The 21,010-nt window shown below is 73.5% G+C and carries 21 protein-coding genes and 1 pseudogene; 10 read left to right on the top strand and 12 right to left on the bottom strand.

Features of this window, described 5'->3' with window-relative positions; genetic code table 11:
• Positions 1-89: 89 nt before the first annotated feature.
• Positions 90-836 (bottom strand): CBS domain-containing protein, encoded by a 747-nt coding sequence (locus ABTY20_RS25190; RefSeq protein WP_351999318.1) that lies wholly within the window; start codon positions 834-836, stop codon positions 90-92.
• Positions 837-1,240: 404 nt separating this feature from the next.
• Between ABTY20_RS25190 and ABTY20_RS25185 the strand changes: the two genes are divergently transcribed.
• Positions 1,241-2,044 (top strand): SDR family NAD(P)-dependent oxidoreductase, encoded by an 804-nt coding sequence (locus ABTY20_RS25185; RefSeq protein WP_351999317.1) that lies wholly within the window; start codon positions 1,241-1,243, stop codon positions 2,042-2,044.
• Positions 2,045-2,138: 94 nt separating this feature from the next.
• A complete protein-coding gene (locus ABTY20_RS25180; protein WP_351999316.1) occupies positions 2,139-2,909 on the top strand; it encodes an ANTAR domain-containing protein in 771 nt (256 codons plus the stop codon).
• A 108-nt stretch (positions 2,910-3,017) separates the two neighbouring features.
• Here the strand turns inward: ABTY20_RS25180 and ABTY20_RS25175 are convergent, their stop codons facing one another.
• Positions 3,018-3,263, bottom strand: a complete 246-nt coding sequence (locus ABTY20_RS25175) for a hypothetical protein (RefSeq protein WP_351999315.1) — start codon at positions 3,261-3,263, stop codon at positions 3,018-3,020.
• A 193-nt stretch (positions 3,264-3,456) separates the two neighbouring features.
• Here ABTY20_RS25175 and ABTY20_RS25170 point away from each other — a divergent pair, with 193 nt between their 5' ends.
• The 5 genes from ABTY20_RS25170 (at position 3,457) to ABTY20_RS25150 (ending at position 6,123) form a co-directional block, all read left to right on the top strand.
• Positions 3,457-3,765: a hypothetical protein gene (locus ABTY20_RS25170; RefSeq protein ID WP_351999314.1), complete on the top strand. Its 309-nt coding sequence runs from the start codon at positions 3,457-3,459 to the stop codon at positions 3,763-3,765.
• Positions 3,766-4,103: 338 nt separating this feature from the next.
• Positions 4,104-4,682 carry a DUF6328 family protein gene (locus tag ABTY20_RS25165; RefSeq protein WP_351999313.1) on the top strand — a complete coding sequence of 193 codons (579 nt, stop codon included), beginning with the start codon at positions 4,104-4,106 and terminating at the stop codon, positions 4,680-4,682.
• Between the two features lie 152 nt (positions 4,683-4,834).
• On the top strand, positions 4,835-5,185 hold the full coding sequence (locus ABTY20_RS25160; RefSeq protein ID WP_351999320.1) for a hypothetical protein: 351 nt from the start codon (positions 4,835-4,837) through the stop codon (positions 5,183-5,185).
• Positions 5,186-5,196: 11 nt separating this feature from the next.
• On the top strand, positions 5,197-5,442 hold the full coding sequence (locus ABTY20_RS25155) for a response regulator transcription factor (RefSeq protein WP_502991879.1): 246 nt from the start codon (positions 5,197-5,199) through the stop codon (positions 5,440-5,442).
• Between the two features lie 231 nt (positions 5,443-5,673).
• Entirely contained in the window at positions 5,674-6,123 is a 450-nt protein-coding gene (locus tag ABTY20_RS25150; protein WP_351999319.1) for a cold-shock protein, read from the top strand.
• Positions 6,124-6,141: 18 nt separating this feature from the next.
• Here the strand turns inward: ABTY20_RS25150 and ABTY20_RS25145 are convergent, their stop codons facing one another.
• The 6 genes from ABTY20_RS25145 to aztB all read right to left on the bottom strand — a co-directional run bounded on the left by ABTY20_RS25145 (position 6,142) and on the right by aztB (position 13,678).
• Entirely contained in the window at positions 6,142-7,059 is a 918-nt protein-coding gene (locus tag ABTY20_RS25145; protein WP_351999312.1) for a helix-turn-helix domain-containing protein, read from the bottom strand.
• A gap of 173 nt (positions 7,060-7,232) precedes the next feature.
• On the bottom strand, positions 7,233-9,125 hold the full coding sequence (locus ABTY20_RS25140) for an ABC transporter ATP-binding protein (protein ID WP_351999311.1): 1,893 nt from the start codon (positions 9,123-9,125) through the stop codon (positions 7,233-7,235).
• Between the two features lie 170 nt (positions 9,126-9,295).
• Positions 9,296-10,501, bottom strand: a complete 1,206-nt coding sequence (gene aztD / locus ABTY20_RS25135; protein ID WP_351999310.1) for a zinc metallochaperone AztD — start codon at positions 10,499-10,501, stop codon at positions 9,296-9,298.
• A 104-nt stretch (positions 10,502-10,605) separates the two neighbouring features.
• A complete protein-coding gene (aztC, locus tag ABTY20_RS25130; protein ID WP_351999309.1) occupies positions 10,606-11,562 on the bottom strand; it encodes a zinc ABC transporter substrate-binding protein AztC in 957 nt (318 codons plus the stop codon).
• Positions 11,559-12,806 carry a hypothetical protein gene (locus ABTY20_RS25125; RefSeq protein WP_351999308.1) on the bottom strand — a complete coding sequence of 416 codons (1,248 nt, stop codon included), beginning with the start codon at positions 12,804-12,806 and terminating at the stop codon, positions 11,559-11,561. Before ABTY20_RS25125 ends, aztC begins: the two co-directional genes overlap by 4 nt.
• A gap of 17 nt (positions 12,807-12,823) precedes the next feature.
• Complete coding sequence (gene aztB, locus ABTY20_RS25120) at positions 12,824-13,678, bottom strand: zinc ABC transporter permease AztB (protein ID WP_351999307.1); 855 nt, start codon at positions 13,676-13,678, stop codon at positions 12,824-12,826.
• A 14-nt stretch (positions 13,679-13,692) separates the two neighbouring features.
• Here aztB and aztA point away from each other — a divergent pair, with 14 nt between their 5' ends.
• Positions 13,693-14,436 carry a zinc ABC transporter ATP-binding protein AztA gene (aztA, locus tag ABTY20_RS25115; protein WP_351999306.1) on the top strand — a complete coding sequence of 248 codons (744 nt, stop codon included), beginning with the start codon at positions 13,693-13,695 and terminating at the stop codon, positions 14,434-14,436.
• 433 nt (positions 14,437-14,869) lie between these two features.
• Here the strand turns inward: aztA and ABTY20_RS25110 are convergent, their stop codons facing one another.
• Positions 14,870-15,022, bottom strand: coding sequence for a hypothetical protein (locus tag ABTY20_RS25110; RefSeq protein ID WP_351999305.1), 153 nt, complete (start codon positions 15,020-15,022; stop codon positions 14,870-14,872).
• Positions 15,023-15,031: 9 nt separating this feature from the next.
• On the opposite strand from ABTY20_RS25110, the pseudogene ABTY20_RS25105 reads away from it, so the two are divergent.
• Both ABTY20_RS25105 and nhaA read left to right on the top strand, forming a co-directional pair.
• A pseudogene (locus tag ABTY20_RS25105) lies at positions 15,032-15,097 on the top strand (hypothetical protein); the annotation flags it as partial.
• A 223-nt stretch (positions 15,098-15,320) separates the two neighbouring features.
• On the top strand, positions 15,321-17,198 hold the full coding sequence (gene nhaA, locus ABTY20_RS25100) for a Na+/H+ antiporter NhaA (protein WP_351999304.1): 1,878 nt from the start codon (positions 15,321-15,323) through the stop codon (positions 17,196-17,198).
• A gap of 26 nt (positions 17,199-17,224) precedes the next feature.
• Here nhaA and ABTY20_RS25095 read toward each other — a convergent pair whose 3' ends face one another.
• The 3 genes from ABTY20_RS25095 to ABTY20_RS25085 form a co-directional block, all read right to left on the bottom strand.
• Positions 17,225-18,118 (bottom strand): RNA polymerase sigma-70 factor, encoded by an 894-nt coding sequence (locus ABTY20_RS25095; RefSeq protein WP_351999303.1) that lies wholly within the window; start codon positions 18,116-18,118, stop codon positions 17,225-17,227.
• A gap of 186 nt (positions 18,119-18,304) precedes the next feature.
• Positions 18,305-19,462 carry a cellulose-binding domain-containing protein gene (locus ABTY20_RS25090; protein WP_351999302.1) on the bottom strand — a complete coding sequence of 386 codons (1,158 nt, stop codon included), beginning with the start codon at positions 19,460-19,462 and terminating at the stop codon, positions 18,305-18,307.
• Between the two features lie 111 nt (positions 19,463-19,573).
• Positions 19,574-20,944 carry a cellulase family glycosylhydrolase gene (locus tag ABTY20_RS25085; RefSeq protein ID WP_351999301.1) on the bottom strand — a complete coding sequence of 457 codons (1,371 nt, stop codon included), beginning with the start codon at positions 20,942-20,944 and terminating at the stop codon, positions 19,574-19,576.
• Positions 20,945-21,010: the final 66 nt, after the last annotated feature.

Raw genomic sequence — 21,010 nt, 5'->3', positions numbered from 1 at the left:
CTCCGCCTTGCATCTGCACGCACCAAGCCCCGCTCGGGTCGGCCACGACGCACCGTCGGTCGCGGCCGACCTGATCCAAACGAGAGGCCCTAGCCGGGTCGGTCGACGGACAGCCGGGTGTCCACGGCGACGACACCGTCGACGCCCTGGCAGAGGCCCGCGACCACCGGAACGAGACGCGGTCCCGGGACGTGTCCCCGAAGGGTGACGACACCGTCCTGGACCTCGACGGCGACGGCACCCTCCTCCAGGCCGAGGATGCGTCCCAGGACGTCCCGCTCGACCTCGTCGCGGATCTCGGCGTCCGGGCGGATGAAGGCGTCGAGCAGGTCGCTGCGGGTGACGATGCCGGTGAGGAGTCCCTCGTCACCGACCACCGGCAGCTGCTTGACGTGCCGCCTGCGCAGCTCCCGCGCGGCCCGGGGGATCGTCCAGTCGGCGCGGGCGGTGAAGACGGGGCTGCTCATGAGCGCGCCCGCGGTCCGTGCCCGGGCCTTGCCCCAGGCGTGCTCGTCGTCCCCGTCCTGCCCCTGCGGATCGGGCGTGCCGGTTTCGTGCCGCAGCACGTCGGACGCGGACACGACGCCGACGGGGGCTCCGTCGTCGTCGACGACCGGTGCCGCGACGATGTCGTTCGCGTCCAGCAGGACCGCGACCTCCTGGAGCGGTGTGGTGGGACGGAGGGTGACGACCTCCTCGGTCATCACGTCCCCGACCGTGCGGCGGTGCAGCATGGCGTCGGCCTCCTCCGCGTCGCGACGGGGCGGCCGCGGCCGGACCGCCCGGGCGGACCCCGTGCGGTACGCCGACTCGTACACGCCGCCTTCCCTCCCCATGACAACACCGCGCCGCTCGGGCGACCAGTGACGTCCGCCCCGGTGGGGAGGTCCGACGGGCCCGGGGCCGGGAACAGGGCCACACCCGCGAGTCGCCGCGGCCGGTCGCCCGCGACGCCGCTCGGCACGCACGTGTCGTTCCGGAACGCCGTCCGGGTCCGCGCCTTCGCCGCCCGCCGGCGAACCGATCCGGTCGCCCGCGAACAGCACCGCACGGCCCGCTGCGCGTTCCCCTCCGCCGCCGCGCCCGCGGGCGGCCCGTGGGCCCCGCGGAGGCGGCGGGCGGCGTCCCGTGCCCGGACGGCCGCTCCCGGATGGTTTCGTCCACGGGCGGGGCGTTCACTCGGAGTACCTGCCGTCGACCACGGCACGCACAGACCGCCGACGCGGAAGGCGACGTACGAGTGAGCACACGACGTGGCACGGCCCTGGTGACGGGGGCCTCCTCCGGCATCGGCGCGGCCTACGCCTCGCGTCTGGCCTCCCACGGGTGGGACACCGTCCTCGTGGCCAGAAGGGCGCACCGGCTCGACGACCTCGCGCGGCGACTGCGCGAGGCGACGGACACCACGGTGGAGACCCTCGTGGCCGACCTGTCCGAGCCCGGCGACCTGGCGGGGGTGGTGCGGCGGGCGGCGGGCGACGACATCGGGTTCCTCCTCAACAACGCGGGGATCAACGGCTACGGCCCGTTCGCCGGACTCGAACCGGAACTCATGGCGAAGGTCCTCGGCATCAACGTCCTCGCCGTCACCGCGCTCACCCGGGCCGCGGTCCCGGCCATGCTGGAACGCGGGGGCGGCACCGTGGTCAACGTGGCCTCGCAGCTGGCCTTCGCGGGCGCGCTGCCGCCGCACCCGCTGCCCGAGCGCGCGGTGTACGGCGGCACCAAGGGCTACGTGGTCACCTTCACCCGCACGCTCGCCGCCGAACTGGCCGGCACACCGCTGCGGATCCAGGTGCTGTGCCCCGGGCTGACCGCCACCGAGTTCCACCGGTCGCGCGGTGACGCTCCCGTCCCCGGACGGGAGCAGTCCGTGCACGAGGACGGCGGCATGCCGGTGGACCAGGTCGTCGACGCGTCACTGGCCGCGCTGGACGCCGGCGAGGTGGTGTGCGTACCGGGGCTCGGGGACCCGGCCTTGATCGACGGTCTGGCGGAGGCCGAACTGGCGATCCGCACCGCGGCCCGCCGGGGCGGGAGCTGACCCGGCCCGTCCGCACGCCGGACGGCTCCGCCCGCCGTGCGCGCTCCCCCACCGCACGAGTGTCGACATCTCGACATCGGGTACAAGCGGTGCCATGCCGACGCCCGCATCCCGCACCGCTGATTTCGAGGCCGCGTTCTTCGGCTCGCCCGCCCCCATGGTGATCCTCCGCACCGACCTGCGGATCCAGGAAGTGAACCACGCCTATGCGCGCATCACACGGCGGGAACCGGACGAGCTGACGGGCCGGTACATGTTCGAGGCGTTCCCGGACAACCCGCACGACCCCCGCGCCGACGGCGTGGCGAGACTCGGCGAGTCGCTGCGGCGCGTCATGCGCGACCGCGCCCCCGACACCATGCGCGTCCAGAGGTACGACATACCGTGGAAGGACTCCCCCACCGGCTTCACGGAGAAGTTCTGGAGCCCGGTCAACAGCCCGATGCTGGACTCCGAGGGCGCTCTGGTGGGGCTCGTGCACCACGTGGAGGACGTGACCGACGTCCGCAGGAAGCTGCGGCGGATCCTCCAGGCCTACGAACGCACCGAAACGCCCGCCGCCCACGACGCCGAGGCGCAGAGCCGGTTCGTCCGCTACCTCGCCCGCACCGAGGAGGAACGGGGCCGGCTGGAGCGCCTGGAGCAGGAGGCCGGCCAGTTGCGCCAGGCCCTCGCGTCGCGTGCGGTGATCGACCAGGCCATCGGCATCGTCCAGGCCGAACGCCGCTGCGCCCCGGACGACGCCTTCCAGATCCTGGTCGGGATCTCCCAGCGCTCCAACGTCAAACTCCGCGAGATCGCTGCCGCGCTCGTGCGCCGCGCGGCCGCCGGGGATTCCGCTCCGCTGCTGCCGCGGACGTGGTGACGTCACCGCCCGCCCCGTGGCCGTGTGACCGGTGAGGACGGCCGGGCGGGACTCCCCCTTCGTTCGCCGGAAACGCCGCTCCGGCCCTCGCCGGTGCCGGAAGAGCCTTCAGGCGCCCAGCTTGCCGACCGTATCGGTGAGGGTCTGCGCGAGTTCACGCAGCTCACGGCCGGTCGGCGCCGCGCCCAGCCGGTCCGACAGCTCCCGCTTGCTGATCACCACAAGTGCTCCCTCCGGGCCGCCCTCCTCGCCCGAGGGGCTGTCGACCACCCGGGCCCTGCCCTCCAGCAGCACGAGCGCGGCGCCGTCGTTCGTAGCGTCTCGGAGTTCCCTGACGTGGGCTTCGTCGATCATCTGCCGGCCTCCGGCGGTGGGCTGATACACGGGCGCGGACAGCGAGTGCCCCCGACCGGCGGTTGAAACCGCTTGACGCGGCACACCGATCGCGGAGCGGAACCGTGCCGCCGCGGGCCGGCGTCCGCGGGCGGCGTGCGTCCGGCGTGGTGTGCGGCGGTCCGGGTACTCCGGACAGCCAGGAGGGAACACCATGACACGCACGAAGCGGTACGCCGTGGCCGCCACCGGACAGTGGACGGAGCAGGAGGAGGTCCGCCGTCGGCTGCCCGCGGGTGAGGTGCACGCCTGGGAGCCGGGCCTGAACCAGACCGTCTGCGGGTTGTCCCTGAGCCGCTCGGAACTGGTCCGCTTCCCGCATGTGGTCTGGCAGGACACCTTCCCCGAATCCGGGGGTGCGGCGGACCGTGTCCGGCGCGTGTGCCCCCGCTGCGCCTCCGTCGCGGGGCGCCGCGGCAGCGACGCCCGCCCCCGGTGGCAGCGCACCAACCCCCGGCCGTGAGCGACCGGGTACGAGGCCCCGTCCGTCGGCGGCACCGCACGGGCGGGGCCCGGACCGGTTCCGCCGGTCACACGCGGTGCGCCTGACGTCATACGCCGGACGGAACCACTGGTCACAGGGGGTACGCCCGCACTCCGCACGGACCTCGCCGGGCCGCGCGGAGTGCGGCGAGGGCCCCGGTCCGGCACCGGCCGTTCCCTGACGGAGGGCGACGGCCCCGGCCCCTCCGAAGCGCTCGCAGACCGCCCGCCGTGACCGGGCCGGCCTCCTCCGGCCCATGACCTGCATGGAAGTGATCCGGACGGGGCAATCGGTCTGCCTGGGATTTGGAGGACGCCATGACCATGACGGAGCAGCCGGCCGAAACGGCGGGGGAAGGCACCGCCTGCTGCGCGCACCACGACAGTCACAGCCCGGGATCCGGTGCCGAAGCACCCGAGACGGCGCGGGAACGGGTCAACCGCCGCTGGAACGAGATCCTGCAGGAGACGCGGGTCACTCAGACCGGCGTGCAGATCCTCTTCGGGTTCCTGCTCAGTGTGGCCTTCACCCCGATGTTCCGGGAACTGGAGACGTTCGACCGCGTCGTCTACGTCACCACCGTGGTGCTCGGCGCGGCGGCCACGGGATCGCTCATAGCCCCCGTCTCCATCCACCGGTTCCTGTCCGGCCAGCGCATGAAGGACGAAGTGGTGGAGTCCGCCGGCCGCCTGATGATGTGCGGCATGGTCCTCCTCGCGCTGACCATCGGCTGCACGCTCCTGCTGATCCTCCGTGTCGTGGTCCCCGGCGTCCTCGCCGAGATACTCGTCGGCGCGGTCATGCTGTGGTTCGGCCTCTGCTGGTACGTGCTGCCGCTGCGCCTGCGACGTCGCGCCGCCCGGCGCTCCGGCGCCGACGACTCGCAGCGCGCCTGAGCACGGGCGGGCAGGACGACGCGACCGGGTGCTCCGCCGGGGGAAGGGTCCCACCGGCGGATGCACTGTCGAACAATTGAGCCATATGGGAAGCGTTCGGCGAACCGTTCCGGGTACCCGTATTCAAGGCGGAACCGGAGAACCGGGGCGTGATGCTGTCCTATCGGCTCGAGCAGGGCGTACTCGTCATCACGGTGGACGGCGACCCCGGCACGGAGGACCGGCCCGAATGCGCCGAGGCGATCAGCGACCTGATCCACGTGTACAGGCCGATGCCCGTCGTGATCGTTCTGGACGGCCCCCTCCCGGGTGACGCGGTGGTCGGCCAGGCCCTGCGGGCGCACCGTCTGTGCGGCCCCCTCGGCGTCCTGATCTCCGTGGCCACCCACAGCGCCCCGGCGCGGCGCACGCTCATGGCCGGGGCGGACACCGGCTGCACCCGTCTGGTCGTCCACGCCCGTGTCGACACCGCCATCGCCGCCACGTCGGCCGCGGCGGCATGAGCCCGGCGCCCGTGACGCGCTCGGCAGCGTCTCCCGTCCCTGAGGCCCCCCCGGAGCCGTCCGGCCTGCTCGCCCAGCTCACCCCGCGCGAGCGGGAGGTGCTGCTGCCGGTCGCCTCCGGCCTGACCGGCGCCGAGGTCGGGGAGCGGCTCGGCGCGACGCCCGGCACGGTCACGTCACACGTCAACGCACTGCTCACGAAGCTGCGGCTGCGCGACCGGGTGCAGGCGACGGTCCTGGCGTACGAGTCCGGCTGATCCGCCCGCAGGGCTCGGTGGAGGGACCGGGCGAGGGAGCCGGGGTCCGCTTCACCCTCGAGGCGTACCCGCTCCACGGGCCGGTCCCGAGGAACGGCGTCCCCTGCTCATCACGTCCCCGCCCGCCGCACTCCCCGGGACACCCGCTCACGATGCGGGCCCGGGTGGGAGACGCGGTTAATGTGGGTGCGGCTGTTCCGGAAGGCGTTCGAGGACGTGGGTGGGGTCGAGATGGCGGTAGGCAGGGTCATTCGTTTCGACGGGGTGCGGGGCTACGGGTTCATCGCTCCCGAGCACGGCGGGGAAGACGTCTTCCTGCACGCCAACGACCTGCTGATTCCGGAGTCCTGCGTGCGTTCCGGGACATGGGTCACGTTCGAGATCGAGGAGGGCGACCGCGGGCCCAAGGCGTCGTCCGTCCAGCTCACCGAGAGGGCACCCGCGACCACGGCGTCACCGCACGGGGGGCGGCCCCGGACGGCTCCGCCCGCGCGGGAGCCCGCCTCCGGGTTCCCGGCGGGCGAGGAGCCCACGTGCGACGTGCTCACCGTCGCGGAGTACACCGGTGAGCTCACGGAGCTCATGCTGGGCACGGCCCCCTCACTGACGGGGGAACAGATCACGCGGCTCCGCCGACGGCTGGTGGAGCTCGGCAGGAGCCACGGCTGGGTGGAGGGCTGATCGCGGCCGCCCCGGTCGTCACCCGTCGTGCGCGTCCCCTCCCCCGGGCCGCGGGGAGCGGGACGGGACGGGCGCGGCCGGCCGGTCGGGCCGGAAGGGGGTGGCGTCCAGCGTGCCCAGCAGCTTCAGGGCGTCATGGGACCGACTGCCGGGGTCGGCCTGGTAGATGACGAGTTGCTGTCCGGGCGCCCGGTTGACGGTGAAGCACTCGTAGTGCAGGTCGAGATCGCCCACGTCGGAGTGGTGGAGCAGCTTGGAGCCGCCGGTCTTGCCGTGCACGTGGTGCCGCGCCCAGAGCTCGCGGAAGGCCGGGCTCTTGACGGACAGTTCGCCGACCACCTCCTTCAGGCGCGGGTCGTCGGGATCCACGCCCGTGGCCTTGCGCAGTTCCGCGACGACCATGTCGGCCGTCCGGTCCCACTGCCGGTAGAAGCGCCGCGCGACGGGGTCGAGGAAGGCCATGTGCGCGAGGTTGCCGCGGAGGGTGAAGTCCCTGTGCAGGGCCGCGGCCAGGGGGTTGGCGGCCAGGACGTCGAGGGAGTGTCCGAGGACGAAGGCGGGGAGGTCGTCCCAGCGTTCGAGGAGGCCCCGCAGGTGCGGATCGACCCGCTCGGCGCGCCGGGTACGCCTCGCCGGCCGTCCCGCGGTGTGCGCCAGCCGGCGCAGATGCCCCGCGGACTCCTCGTCGAGGCCCAGCGCCTTCACGAGCGCCTCCACCACCTGGGCCGACGGCCTTCGTTCACGGCCCTGCTCGATGCGCATGTAGTAATCGGTGCTCATTCCCGCGAGCAGCGCCACCTCCTCGCGGCGCAGTCCCGGCACACGTCGCCGTCCGGAGGTGGGCAGCCCGACGTCCTCGGGCAGCAACTGGGCGCGCCGGGCCCGCAGGAAGTCCTTCAGCGAGGTGTCGGGGCCGGGCCGTTCGTCGATCTCCATGCGGACAACGCTAGGGCCCGGCGGCGGTCGCCCACCATCCTGGAGGGTGGGTGAACCACACCCACGGAGCCGGCCGCCCGGTGACGGCCGGGAGCCGGCCCGGTCGTGCGGGCCCGGTCGTGCGGGCCCGGTCGTGCGGGCCCGGTCGTGCGGGCCCGGTCGTGCGGGCCCGGTCATGTGCGGGCCCCGGGTGACGCCTCCCGGTCCGGCGGCGGTCCGGCCGGTCCCGGCAGCCCGGTGGGGCCGGCCGCGGGTGGAGCGTCGCCGGGGGCCGGATCGGCGCTCTCGCCGAGGAAGCCGCCCGACTGGTGCCGCCACAGCTTGGCGTAGGCGCCGTCCGCGGCGAGCAGCTCCCCGTGCGTACCCTGCTCGACGACGTTTCCCCGGTCGAGGACGACGAGGCGGTCCATCCCGGCGACGGTGCTCAGGCGGTGGGCGACGACGAGGGCCGTACGCCCGTCCATCAGCCGCCACAGGGCGTCCTGGACGAGGAGTTCGCTCTCCGAGTCCAGCGCACTGGTCGCCTCGTCGAGCAGCAGGATCGGGGCGTCGCGAAGGACCGCCCTGGCGAGGGCGACCCGTTGGCGCTGGCCGCCCGAGAGCTTCACTCCCCGCTCCCCCACCAGGGTGGCGAAGCCCTCGGGGAGCTGCTCGGCGAACTCCGTGACGTGCGCGGCCGCGGCCGCCGCGCGGATCTCCGCGTCGGTGGCGCCGGGCCGGGCGAAGGCGATGTTGTCCCGCAGGCTGCGGTGGAACATCGCGGGTTCCTGCGGGACGTAGGCGATCAGTGAGCGCAGGTCGGCCTGGCGCAGCCGGCTGATGTCCTGGCCGCCGATCAGGAGGCGTCCGCCCTCGATGTCCGACATCCGCAGCAGGAGCCGGGTGAGGGTGGTCTTGCCGCCGCCGGACCTGCCGACCAGGCCGATCCGCGCACCCGCCGGCACGTCCAGGTCCAGGTCCTGGAAGATCGGTTTCGCACCGGCGTGGGCGAAGGTCACCGCCTCGAAGCGGATGCCGGTGTCCCGCGGTGCGAGCGGTTCGGGTTCCGCCGGGTCGAGCACGGTGGGCGGGTCCAGCAGCAGCTCCGTGAACTGCGCGGCCTCGGTCATCGAGCTCTCCAGCCGCCGGTAGATCTGGTTGAACTCGAACATGATCTGGGTCGCGTTGGAGTAGTAGGTGAACGCGACGACGATCTCCTCCACCCCCTGGCCCGGGCCGCCGAAGGCGACGGCGACCAGCAGGCCCAGCACGTTGGTCAGCACGGACATGGGGGCGACCAGGGTGTCGACGCGCAGGTTGCCGTAGTCCCACGACCTCAGCGTCAGGCGCCGGGACTCCGCGACACGGCTGCGGTGTTCCTCGGCCTCCCGCCGCTCGGCCGCGAACGCCCGGATGGTCTCCATGTTCGTGAGACTGTCGGCGACGTGGCCGGAGACCCGGGCGATCGCCGCCTCACGGTCGTGGACGAGCGCCTGCCGGCGGCGGATGAGGGGTGCGGCGCCCGCCACGGTCAGCGCGATCATCAGGAGGAGACCGGCGACGAGCAGCGGTTCGTAGTGCCAGAGCACGACGGCGCCGAACACCAGCGGCACGAGGCTGCCCACGATCCGGTACGTCATCGTGTCGACGAAGTCCTCGAAGCGCCTGCCGAAGCTCAGCACCCGTTTGGTCAGGGAGCCGGAGAAGTTGTCGTGGAAGAACGCGGCGTCCTTGGCGAGGAGTTCGTCCATGCCGAGCACGTACAGGTGCTCCATGCCGAGGGCCCCCACCCGGTTCAGGCAGTGCTGCCCGATCCGCCACACGGTCTCGGCGAGCAGCAGCGCCGCACCGAAGCCCAGCACGTAGGGCAGCGCCGAGGCGAGGGTGAGATCACCGTCGCCGGCGGCCTGCCCCGCGAGTTTGGCGACCATCAGGGGCGCGACGTAGCGGATGCCGATGTTGCCCACGGCCGGCAGCAGCACCGCGGGCAGGGCCAGCCGCCGCAGTCGTGACAGTTCCCGGCCGTAGAGGCGCAGCGCGAGAACGACCGCGCTCCTGCCCGGTGCCTGCGTATCTGTTGTCGCCATCACACTCCCGGAGGTCGGCACCCGGAAGTCTTCCGCCGGACGAGGGCGCCGGTCCAGGCGTTTACCACGTACGGGCGACAACCGGACACCGGGAGCGGGGCCTCCGGGTGGACCGCGGCACCCGGCCGGGCCGGCGGGCCGGGTGCGCGGTGGTGGTGGCGAGCCGGGTGTCAGTGGCCGGCGACGACGCCGGAGAGCTCGTTCGTGCTCTTCGGCAGGGTCACCGACGTCAGTTTCCCGCCGGTCTCGATGTCGACGGCGTGGAGCCTCCGCTTGCCCGGTTCGGAGACGTACGCGGTGTGGTCGCGGACGAAGAGGGTGGGCCGGGGCTGCTGCCAGTCGAGGGGCTCCTGCCACGCGTCGACGACGGGGATCTCCTTCTCCACCTCGCCGGTCTCGGGATCGATGACGTGCAGGGCGCCGTTCGTACCGAGGACGAGTGCCTCGCCGTGCGGTCCGCGGCCCAGCGAGCGGAACGAGTAGCTGGTGCCGAGGTCGACGAGGCGCAGCTTCGCGGTCCGGGTGTCGATGAGGGAGACGCGGGTGGGCCTTTCCAGTTCGGCGTCCGGGTCGGTCTTGTAGTCGCCCAGGAGGACCGGCGACGCGTCGCTGCCCGCCTGGTTGCCGATGCGGCCGTAGTCGTCGGGGGCGTCGACCTTGGTGAACTCCCCGTCCTTGTAGATCAGGACGCCGTCCTCGCAGCCCACGGCGACGGCCTCGCCCCGGGCGGCGGCCTCGCCGTGGACTCCGGGGCAGTCCTCGTTGCGCGCGATCTCCTTGTCGTTCTCGTCCAGGACGAGGGCGCCGGTGCGCTTCTCCTCGGTGCCGAGGGTGCTGAGGAGCTCGCCGTTGCCCAGGGCGACGGCGACGCCGTGATGCGCCTCGGCGGAGGTGTACGTGCGTCCCTCCGGCTTCCTGCCGGCCGAGAGATCGGCCGGGTCGAAGACCTCGACCTCTCCGGTGCCGTCGGTGAAGAGCACCGTCTTGCCGGCGTGCCGGACGACGTGTCCGGGCTTGGCCCCCTCGTAGGTGATGTCGGTGAGGGTCTGTCCGACGGCGTCGAGGACGCGGAAGCCCTCGTCGGTGGAGACGATGACGTGGTCGTCGTCCCCGGCGGGGTTGACCCGGTTGAAGCCGGGCAGCTCGATGGTCCTGGTGAGCTTCAGGCTCTCGCCGTCCAGGATGTACAGGCCCCCGTCGAAGGTGGCGACCAGCGGGTCCTTGACGTCGGCGGCGGGCGCGGCGCTCGGCGACGCCTTCGCCGCCTTCGTGCCGGACGAGGCGCCGTCCCCTCCCCCGCAGGCGGTCAGGACCGCTGACGCCGCGAGGGCGAGGGCCGTGGCGGAGACGGCTCTGTGGCGTATCTGCTTGTTCACTGTGTGTGTTCCCTTCCGGCCGCGCGGGCGCGGCGTCGGTGTGGTGGGTGGCAAGTGGTGGGTGGGGCCGGCCGGTCGTGCCGTCCCGGCGCGGTGGCGCGGGTTCAGCCGCTGGTCAGGCCCTCGGTCACGGCGGTGGTGTTGGCGCGCATCATCCGCAGGTAGGTGTCGGCGCCCTCGCCCTTCGCGGTGAGCGACTCGGAGTACAGCTCGACGACCTCGACCCGGTCGTCCAGTTCGGCGCGCAGGACCTCGGCCAGCCGCTTGGGCCGGGAGGAGTCGGCGAACACGGTGCGCACGCCGGCGTCCTCCATCGCCCGGGTGAGCGAACGCAGGTCGGAGGAGCTGGGCGAGGCCAGGGTGGTGCCGCTGGGGATCACCGCGCCGATCACCCGGAAGCCGAAGCGGTCGGCGAGGTAGCCGAAGACGTGGTGGTTGGTGACCAGGGCGCGGTCGTCCTCGGGTATGCGGTCGAAGGACTCCTCCATCCAGGCGGTGAGGTCCGCGAGGCGTGCGTCGTACCGTTCGGCGTTGCCCCGGACCGCTTCCTCGTCCACGCCGTCCACGTTCTCGATCACCCGGTCGGCGATCAGGCCGGCGGCCCTGCGCACACGGTCGGGGTCGGTCCAGAAGTGCGGGTCGGGCTGCCCGGCCTCCTCCGGGCCCCCGTCGGCGTGTGCCCGGAAGGTGAGCGGGTCCACCGCCTCACCGGCCTCGAAGGTGGCCACCCCGGACGCGCGGGCGGCCTCCACGTGCCGCAGTACGTTCTCCTCCAGGCCCAGTCCGTTGAAGACCACCAGGTCGGCGTTCTCCAGTTCGGCGGCCTGCACCGCCGACAGGCCGAAGGAGTGCGGGTCGGCGTCGGGCTTCATCAGCACGGTGACGTCGGCCTCGTCGCCGACGATCTCGCGGGTGATGTCGCCGAGGATGTTGGTCGTCACCACGATCCGGGACCGGTCGTCGCCGCTCGTGCAGGCGGTGGCCGTACTCGCGCAGGCGAGGGCGACCAGGGCCGCCGCCAGGCGGCGCAGCCGCAGGACGGTCCGCCTCGGTGCCGTCATCGTCCGGTCTCCGCCATCAGCGCCGGCTCCATGTCCAGGTCGAAGGTGCGGGCGATGCGCAGGCCGTCGTTGTGGTCGATCTCGTACACGCGCCCGCCCTCCGGGTCGTTGACGTAGGCGCGGCTGCGGTCGACCTCGATCACGGGTCCGCCTCCGCCGGCGTCCGTCCGCCGGTTCCCGGTCAGGAGCCGCCCGGTCCGGGCCACCTGCTCGCCGGTGGCGACGTCGTAGCCGTGCAGGGCCCCGTCGGTCTCCAGGACGAGCAGCGGGGAGCCCTCCCCCGCGGTGTTGGCGGCGATCACGGGGCCGGTCTCCACACGGGTCCACGCGCGCTCCGTGACGTCCAGCACCCACACGGCCCGGTCCCCGGCCGGTGCGGTGAGGGTGTCGCTGCCCGCGCGATGACGGAAGGAGGACGCCCGCTCCCCCGCGGGCACGTCGTCGCCGTACGGGATCCTCTCGGCCGTGAAGCGTCCGTCGTCCTCGCCGATCAGCAGGGCGCCGTCGGCACAGCCGAAGACCACGCCGCGCCGGGTGACGGCGTCGCCCGCCGGGTCCTCGCAGCCGGCGTCCGGGGACGCGACGCGCCCGCCCTCACGGTCGTACACCGCGGCCTTCGGCGTGCCCTTCCCGTCGTCGGTGAGGGCCAGCAGGTGCTCCGCGTAGGGCACCACCGCCCCGGCGTGCGTTCCGGGGAGCGCGCGGGGGGAGCCGGCGCGGCCCTTCTCCGATTCGGCCCGGCGGTGGATCACGGCCCGGCCGTCCTCCCCGGTCACCGCGGTCACGGCCGCGTCGCCGCGCACCCGCGCGCCCGGACCCGCCGGGAACCTGCCGGCGTCGCGTATCGCGGCGCGGTAGTAGTGCGCGTGGTCTCCGTGGTCCACCGTCCAGGCGCCGCCGTCGAGGACGCGGATGCCGTCCGCGGTGTGGAAGTAGCCGAACCGGCCGTCCGTGGTGAGTTCCGCGGCGCCCGCCGTCCGGGACACCCCGTGCGTCCTGCCGGTGATCAGGTCCAGTACCCGGGTGTCTCCGGTGCCCGGGTCGTTGAGCACCAGCCGGGACTGCTGTTCGGCCGCCTCCTGTGCCCCCTCGACGTACCCGTGCGGAGTGGCGGAGGCCGTGGAACCCCCCTTCGGGGAGGACGCGTCGTCGTCCTGCCCCGCGCAGCCCGCGGTGAGCAGCGCGAGGGACACGAGCGCGGCCGGCGCCCCAGAAGTGACGTTTTTTCGGACGGACAAGGACATCGCCTCTCAGGTCTTTCTCAGTCGGTCGCCGGCGGGCGGATGCCGGCCGGGCGTGTGCGGCGGTGGCGGACGGCGTCCGCCAGGTGGGAGAGGAAGAACAGGCTCACGGCCAGGGCGGAGACGGTCGCGCCGGCGGCGGTGCCCAGGTGCCAGGAGAGCAGCAGGCCGAAGAAGGTGGCGGTCGCGCCGAGCAGTGCCGCGAGGACCATCACGCCCCGCACGCCGCGCGCCCAGGGCAGCGCGGCCGCCGGCGGGGCGATGAGCAGGCCCAGTACCAGCAGCGTCCCCACGATGTGGAAGGAGGCGACGATGGCCAGCGCCAGCAGGCCGAGCAGCACGGCGTGGGCCAGGCGCGGACGCAGCCCGAGCGTCCGCGCCTTGCGCGGGTCGAACGCCAGGGCGAGGAAGGCGCGGTGGCCGAGGACCGAGACGGCCAGGGCCAGGACGAGGGCCGCTCCCAGCAGCGCCAGGTCCTGTTCCCGGACGGCGAGGACGTCGCCGAAGAGGAAGCCGGTCAGGTCCACCGCGAAGGACTGCGACCGCGACACGATGATGACGCCGAGCGACAGCATCCCCACGAACAGCAGCCCGATGCCGGTGTCCTGGGACAGCCGCGGGGTGCGGCCGAGCGCGGTGACGCCGGCCGTCATGACCGCCGCGCTCAGCAGCGCCCCCACCATGAGGTTGCCGCCCAGCAGCGCGGCGAGCGCCACTCCGGGCAGCAGGCCGTGCGACATGGCGTCACCGAGGAAGGCCATCCCCCTCAGCACCACCCAGGTGCCCGCCAGGGCGCAGATCGCCGACACCAGAATCCCGCCCCACAGGGCGCGTTGCACGAAAGTCGCCTCGAAGGGGACCGTCAACCACTCCATGCGAGCACACTACAATGAAAATCATGTTCAAAAAATCCGGCCCTCTCGCCGCCACCCCCGGGGACACGACGTTCCGCATCCGTCTGACCGAGCTGTCCGCGGGCCATGCCGGCCGCCCGGTCCTCCATCGACTCACGTGCGAGATACCGGCGTTGACCACCACCGCACTCGTCGGCCCGAACGGCAGCGGGAAGTCCACCCTCCTCGGTGTCCTGGCCGGTGTGATCCAGCCCACGTCAGGGGAGCTCCGCCATGTCGGCGGCCGGCCTCCGGCGTTCGTCCCGCAGCGCGGCGCCGTCGGCGACGCACTGCCCCTGACGGTCCGGCAGGCCGTGGAGATGGGACGCTGGGGCGAACGCGGTCCGTGGCGCCGGCTGACCCGGCGGGACCGCGCCACGGTGGACGCGGCCATGGACCGCATGGGCGTCGCCGGTCTGGCCGGGCGTCAACTCGGGGAGTTGTCCGGTGGACAGAGACAGCGCGCCCTCATCGCCCAGGGGCTCGCCCAGGAGTCCGACCTGCTCCTGCTCGACGAGCCGGCCACCGGACTCGATCCCGAGGCCAGGGAGCACATGGCGACGCTGCTGACGGAACTGGTCGGCGACGGCGTGACCGTCGTCCACGCCACCCACGACCTGGACGCCGCCCGCGCGGCCGACGCCTGCCTCCTGCTCCGTGAGGGGCGACTGGTGGGGCACGGGGACCCCGGGCGGCTCCTCACTTCCTCGGCACTCGCCCAGGTCCGGCAGCCGGTCTGAAACGACCTCGGTCCCGCGCGGTCCCCGTGCACGGGAACCCCCGCCGTACGCCGACGGGGACGCCGCCGCGGCGATCGGCCTCTGCCGGCGGGCGTGCGGCGCCCGTGAGGACGCCGGGGTCGACGCTCCGGACGGCGGGGTCCCGCACGCCGGGATCACCGTCGGGCGGTCGGTGCTGATGCCGGGCGGGTGTCGGGGAGTGAGGAGCTGCGGCGGCGCCCGGCCGCCGCCGGGTGACCGCTCCCCCGGATCAGGTCCGCTCGCCCCCGTGCAGCGGCGGGCGAAGTCCACCATGCGGGTGAAGGCTGCGCGAGGCGCGCCACGACGGCTTCATCGGCGTGCAGAGCTACGAGCGGATCGTCCACGGCCCCGACGGCGAGCGCAACGGGATGGGCACCGTCATCGAGCCGGCGTCCCTCGCCGGCGCCGTGCGCTACGCCCACGAGGTGTCCGGGGTGCCGGTCCTCGTCACCGAGCACGGCATCCAGACCCCGGACGACGCACAGCGCGCCCCTTCGTCCCCGCCGCCGTCGACCACCTCGTGGCCGAGGTGCGCGCGGGGACGCCCGTCCTCGGGTACTGCCACTGGACGCTCATGGACAACTTCGAGTGGATCTTCGGGTACGGCGCCCGGCCCGGGCTGCACGAGGCCGACCGGGAGACCTTCGAGCGGCGCCCGAAGCCGAGCGCGAAGGCGTACGCGGACGTGGTGCGGCGCCACCGGAACCCGCTCGCCCGCGCCCCGCCCGGCCGGCTTCCCCCACGACTCGAACGGCGCAACAAGCGGTTGCCCCAGATGCCCACGGGCGGACGGAACGCGACCATCGGGTGGGGGCCGACAGCCCCGGCCCGGACGGAGCAGGCGGCCAGGAAGGGGGACACCCGTGAAGCGTGCGAAGAACGGCCCGTCCTCCCAGACCAGGGCCGGGCGGCGTTCGCTGGCGGCCCAGCTCGCCGATCCGGTACGCGCCTACCTGGCCACCGAAGCGGGCAGCGCCGGGCTGCTCCTGGCGGCCGTCGTGGTGGCCCTGGGATGGGCCAACTCGCCCTGGTCCGGGGGGTACGAGTCGCTCTGGGCGACCGAGGCGTCCGTGTCGTTCGGCGACGCCGAGCTCTCCATGGACCTGGGGCACTGGGTGAGCGACGGCCTGATGGCCCTCTTCTTCTTCGTCGTCGGCCTGGAGGTCCGCTACGAGGTCTCGGTCGGCTCGCTGGCCGGCCGCCGCCGTGTCCTGCTCCCGGCCGCGGCCGGTGTCGGCGGCATGGTCGTTCCGGCGCTGTTCTACCTGGCGATCGCTCCCCGGGGCGAGGCGGCCGGCGGCTGGGGCACGGTCATCGGCACCGACACGGCCTTCATGCTCGGGGCGCTCGCCGTGGTGGGGCCCCGGTTCGTCACCCAGCTGCGCGTCTTCCTGCTGGCCGTCACCGTCATCGACGACATCGTGGCCGTCAGCGTGATCGGCCTGGTCTACTCGGACACGGTCCACCTGCTGCCGCTGCTGGCGGCACTCGCCCTCTGCGCGGTCCTCGCCGCGCTGACCCCGCTGGGCGCCTGGCGCGCGGCACCGTACCTCCTCGTCGTGCTCGCGCTGTGGCTCGCCACCCTCGCGTCCGGTCTCCACGCCTCCATCGCCGGCATGCTCGGCGGTCTCCTCATCCCCGCCCACGCCCCCGCGCCCGAGGCGGTGGACCGCGCCACCCGGCTCGCCCGCGCCTTCCGCCAGTCGCCCCGCGCCGACGTGGGGCTGTCGGCGCGCGTGGGACTGCAACGGGCGGTCTCGGTCAACGAGCGGCTGCAGCTGATGCTGCACCCCTGGGCGAGCTATGTGGTCGTCCCGCTGTTCGCCCTGGCCGGCGCCGGCATCGACCTGCGCGGGGGCGTCCTGGGCAGCGCCCTGTCCTCCCGGCTCACCTGGGCCGTCGTCGTCGGTCTCGTGATCGGGAAGCTCCTGGGCGTGTGGGGCGGGACCTGGCTCGGCACCCGTCTGCGCCTCGGCAGGCTCCCCCAGGGAGTGGGCCCGGGACACGTCGTGGGCGGCGCCGTGCTGTCCGGGATCGGCTTCACCGTCTCCCTGCTGATCGCCGGCCTGGCCTTCGACGACCCGGCCCTGCGCGACCGGGCGATCGTCGGCGTCCTGCTGGCCGCCGTGCTCGCCACCGCCCTGGGGTGGCTCGCGTTCCACCTCGCCGCCGTCCTGCGCGGCGAGACGGACGCCGACCTGCCCCGCGTCCTCGACCGCCCGGTCGACCCGGCCAGGGACCACATCGTCGGCCCCGCGGACGCGCCGCTCACCCTGGTGGAGTACGGCGACTTCGAGTGCCCCTACTGCGCCCGCGCCACCGGCGTCACCAAGGAGCTGCGGGAGCGCTTCGGCGACCGGTTCCGTTACGTCTTCCGGCACCTGCCGCTCCCCGACGTCCACCCGCACGCCGTGCTCGCCGCCCGGGCCGCCGTCGCCGCCGGCGCGCAGGGGCGCTTCTGGCAGATGCACGACCTGCTGTACGAGCACCAGGACCGGCTGGAGTTCGAGGACATCGCCGCGTACGCCATCGAGATCGGACTCGACGTGGCGCGGTTCCTCGAGGACATCGACGACGAGGGGACCGCCGAGCGGGTGCGGGCCGACGCGGCCGGCGCCGAGGCCAGCGGCGCCCGCGGCACACCGACCTTCTTCGTCGGCGGCCGGCGGCACACCGGGCCGTACGACGCGGAGACGCTCGCCGGCGAGCTCGAGGGGTCCGTGTCCCGCGGCGCGCCCTGAACCCGCCGTCGCCGGCCGTCCCGCGCTCAGCGGCGCAGGGCGGTCTCGCTCCGCATGTACGACAGCTTCTCGGGGTTGCGGACGGCGTAGAGGCCGGTGATGAGGCCGTCGTCGACGCGCACCGCGAGGACGGTGTCGAGGACGCCGTCGAGCCGGACGGTCAGTGCGGGCCGGCCGTTGACCTCCGTCGGCCGCAGTGACACCTCGGCGGTGAGCCTGCCCAGCCCGCCCTGCAGCAGGCGGGCCACCTTGTCCGCTCCCACGACGGGCCTGAGGACGGCCTGCTTGATGCCGCCGCCGTCGCCCAGGAGGACGACGTCCGGCGCGAGGACGTCGAGCAGGCCCTGCAGGTCGCCCGTCTCGACCGCCCGCCGGAAGGCGTCGAGGGCGTCCCGCGTCTCGGCCGGTGACACGGGCCCGCGCGGCCGGCGCGCCGCGACGTGCGCCCGCGCCCGGTGCGCGATCTGCCGGACCGCGGCGGGTCTCTTGTCGACGGCCCCGGCGATCTCGTCGTACTCGAGGCCGAACACCTCGCGCAGCACGAACACCGCCCGCTCGGTGGGGGCGAGCGTCTCCAGCACCAGCAGCATCGCCATCGAGACGCTGTCGGCGAGCTCGACGTCCTCGGCCACGTCGGGTGCGGTGAGCAGCGGCTCGGGGAGCCAGGGGCCGACGTAGGACTCCTTGCGGCGGCCGAGCGCACGCAGCCGGGTCAGCGCCTGCCGGGTGGTGATCCGTACGAGGTAGGCCCGCCGGTCCCGTACCGTTTCGAGGTCGACGCCCGCCCAGCGCAGCCAGGTCTCCTGCAGCACGTCCTCCGCGTCGGCGGCCGAGCCGAGCATCTCGTAGGCCACCGTGAACAGCAGGTTGCGATGGGCGACGAACGCCTCCGTCGCGGTGTCCGTGTGCTCTGTTCGCATGCTCTCCACCGGTTGCTCCCGCCTGCTCGTCCTCCACGGTCCCCCGCACACAGGACGCCGGCCGCCGCGGTTCTGTGACAGGTCCGGGGAGGAACCGCCCGGGGCCGGCGTCCGCCCCGGCGTCCGGCCGTGTCGCGACCGGGCCGCCGGGGCGGACGCCGGCCGGGGGTCCCGGCCGGCGGTCCGTCAGCAGTCGAGGGGAGCGGACCCGACGGCCACGTCGTCGAACCACAGCGTGTCGTCACCCGTCCCGTAGCTCTCCCAGCCCAGCCGCAGGGCGGTGGGACGGGGCGGGACGGTACGGGCGAGCCATTGCCGGTCGACGTCCTGCGTCGGCACGCCGTCGGCGTGCAGGCCGGGAATCGCCTCGTCACCGAGCCAGGTGTCGACTCCCGGGGCCGTCGTGTCGATCGCGAAGCGCAGGCACTGCCAGCTTCCCGTCGGCAGCGGCCTGCTCAGCGCCACGCCGGCCGGGCTCTGCTCCGGCAGGGTGGCGTCGTCGCTCTCCCGGTTCCACTGCAGGGCGCCGTTCTGGCCGCCGACGCGCAGGCTCCGTCCGCTCTGGGAGGTGTCGGGCAGGGAGACGAAGGTGACGTGGGCGGAGGGGAGCGCGGTGGTGTGCCTCACCCACATGCGCACGTGCATCACCGGGCCGACCGAGGACAGGTCCGCGGTGGAGGCGACGAACGCGTGGTTGCAGTAGCCGGCCCGGCCGTCGACCCGCAGCGACCGGCTGCCGCCGTGCGCGACGGCGGTGTCGACGGCGGCCCTGCCGGTGCCCTGGCAGTCGGGTGCGGTGAACCGCCAGTCGCCGGACGGGGTGGAACCGGTCTGGTCCTCGAAGTCCGAGCAGATCACCGTGTCGGCGCAGTCCTCGCCCGGTGGCGGGGTGGTGGGCGGCGGGGTGGTGGGGGGTGTGGTGCCGTCACCGCCGCACGGCACGCCGTTGAGGGCGAAGTCGTCCGGTGCGGGGTCGGCCGAACGCCAGGTCCCCTGCAGGCCGAACTCGGCGGCGCCTCCCGTGGGCAGCGCGCCGTTCCAGCTCGTACTGGCGGCGACGACGGACCCGCCGGTCTGGGTGACGGTCGCGTTCCACGCCGAGGTCACCCGCTGGTCGCCGGTGTAGGTCCAGCTCAGCCGCCAGCCGTCGAGCGCCGGGCCGAGATTGGTGACCTTGATCTGCGCGGTGTAGCCGTCGGTCCACTTGTTCACGGTGTAGTCGACGCGGCAGCCGGTCTCCGCGCCGTTCGCGGGCATCACCGTGAGGGCGGACGCCGACAGCACGGCCGCGGTGAGGGCCGCCGTCCAGGGACGGCGCAGTAATCGTGCGAGAAGGGCGCGCACGTGTACCTCCGGGTCAGGGGTGGGGGTGGGTACGTACGAGGTGCGAAAGCGTGACGGGAGCGCTCCCGGTCGGTGGGGCGGGGGTCCGGCCGACCGGGCCCCCGTCCCGGATCAGCTCGTGGGGAAGTGGTCGGGCGTGCTGATCCTGCTCTTGAGCAGCGCACCGGACTCGGTCAGCACGCCACTGCCGCTGTAGTCGGTGCCGTTGCAGGTGCCGGGCCTGAACGCCGCACTGCCCTCGTCGGCGTCGGAGTAGGTCCAGTTCGCGTAGCTGATCTTCAGCTGGTCGAGCAGGTCCAGCCAGGCCGTGCTGCTCGCCCGGTCCACCGCTCCCCCGCCGGTGGCGCTCACCGTGCCGAACTCGGAGACGAACAGCGGCAGTCGCGAGGCCGCCCGGCTGACCGTGGCGCGGTAGTTGTCCTTGTGGCTCGCGGCGTAGAAGTGGAACGCGTACATGATGTTGGTGGCGTTGACGGGGTTGGCGACGACCTCGTTCTCGTTGGAGCCGTCCGAGACCCCCAGCGAGGACCAGCCGCGGGTGCCGACGATGACGACGGCGTCCGGGTCGGCGGCCCTGATCACCGGGATGACCTGCTCGGCGTAGCTCTTGACGGCCGCCCAGCTCACGCCGTTGGGCTCATTGGCGATCTCGTAGATCACGTTCTTCTTGCCGGCGTTGCGGGCGGCCACGGAGGCGAAGAACGTCTTCGCGCGGTCGAGGTTGAAGTTCGGGTCGCCCGGCGTGAGGGTGTGGAAGTCGATCACGGCGTACATGCCGCGGGCCTCGGCCATGTCGACGAGGCCGTTCACGCGGTTGGTGAAGCCCGCGGGGTCGGTCTCGTAGCCGTCCTCCTGCACGTACATGGCGATGCGCAGCAGGTCCGACTTCCAGTCCTCCGCCAGCGCGTCCAGGGACGCGGCGGTGTAGCACCGGCTGAACCACTGGAGGCCGTGGGTGCTCATGCCGCGCAGCTGTACGGGACGGTCGTACTGGTTGCACAGGTTCACCCCGCAGACGTGCAGCTGCCCGTTGACGTCCACGGGGGTGCCGTCGTCCGGGCCGGGCGGGGGTTCCTCGACGGAGCCGGTGCAGGCGACGCCGTTGAGCGTGAACGCCGCGGGTTTCGGGTTGGCGCCCGTGAAGGAGCCGGTGAATCCCAGGTCGACGGTCGCGCCGGTGGCCAGTGTGCGGTTCCAGTCGACGGCGGCGGCGGTGACCGTGGCGCCGGACTGCGACCAGGTGGCGTTCCAGCCCTGGACGACCTTCTGTCCGGCGTCCGGCATGGTGAACCCGAGCGTCCACCCGGAGACGGGGGCGCCCAGGTTGGTGATCTTCACTCCGGCCTGGAAGCCGCCCTGCCACTGGCTGGCCACCGTGTAGTCGACCCTGCAGCCGGCGGCGGCCGCCGCCTGTGGACCGGTCAGTGCCGTGAGGCCCAGGACCGTCGCACAGGTCGCCAGTAGGGCCAAGAAGCGTTTCACAGCGTTCCTCCTCGTGTGCGATGCGAGCACAGCGTGGTGCGGACACAGCGTGGTGCGGACACAGCG

It is taken from the genome of Streptomyces sp. NPDC126497 (genome assembly GCF_040302425.1).
Lineage (GTDB): Bacteria > Actinomycetota > Actinomycetes > Streptomycetales > Streptomycetaceae > Streptomyces.
The sequence above is the reverse complement of the archived record's forward strand: the minus strand, read 5'-3'. Positions and strand labels throughout refer to the sequence as shown.

Bases quoted from the DNA above. Each gene is read 5' to 3' on its own strand.
- ABTY20_RS25145 (WP_351999312.1), bottom strand. From the start codon at position 7,059: ATGGAGATCGACGAACGGCCCGGCCCCGACACCTCGCTGAAGGACTTC.
- ABTY20_RS25180 (WP_351999316.1), top strand. From the start codon at position 2,139: ATGCCGACGCCCGCATCCCGCACCGCTGATTTCGAGGCCGCGTTCTTC.
- ABTY20_RS25190 (WP_351999318.1), bottom strand. From the start codon at position 836: ATGGGGAGGGAAGGCGGCGTGTACGAGTCGGCGTACCGCACGGGGTCC.
- ABTY20_RS25125 (WP_351999308.1), bottom strand. From the start codon at position 12,806: ATGTCCTTGTCCGTCCGAAAAAACGTCACTTCTGGGGCGCCGGCCGCG.
- ABTY20_RS25095 (WP_351999303.1), bottom strand. From the start codon at position 18,118: ATGCGAACAGAGCACACGGACACCGCGACGGAGGCGTTCGTCGCCCAT.
- aztC (WP_351999309.1), bottom strand. From the start codon at position 11,562: ATGACGGCACCGAGGCGGACCGTCCTGCGGCTGCGCCGCCTGGCGGCG.
- ABTY20_RS25150 (WP_351999319.1), top strand. From the start codon at position 5,674: ATGGCGGTAGGCAGGGTCATTCGTTTCGACGGGGTGCGGGGCTACGGG.
- aztB (WP_351999307.1), bottom strand. From the start codon at position 13,678: ATGGAGTGGTTGACGGTCCCCTTCGAGGCGACTTTCGTGCAACGCGCC.
- aztA (WP_351999306.1), top strand. From the start codon at position 13,693: ATGAAAATCATGTTCAAAAAATCCGGCCCTCTCGCCGCCACCCCCGGG.
- ABTY20_RS25175 (WP_351999315.1), bottom strand. From the start codon at position 3,263: ATGATCGACGAAGCCCACGTCAGGGAACTCCGAGACGCTACGAACGAC.
- ABTY20_RS25160 (WP_351999320.1), top strand. From the start codon at position 4,835: ATGCTGTCCTATCGGCTCGAGCAGGGCGTACTCGTCATCACGGTGGAC.
- ABTY20_RS25165 (WP_351999313.1), top strand. From the start codon at position 4,104: ATGACCATGACGGAGCAGCCGGCCGAAACGGCGGGGGAAGGCACCGCC.
- ABTY20_RS25140 (WP_351999311.1), bottom strand. From the start codon at position 9,125: ATGGCGACAACAGATACGCAGGCACCGGGCAGGAGCGCGGTCGTTCTC.
- ABTY20_RS25170 (WP_351999314.1), top strand. From the start codon at position 3,457: ATGACACGCACGAAGCGGTACGCCGTGGCCGCCACCGGACAGTGGACG.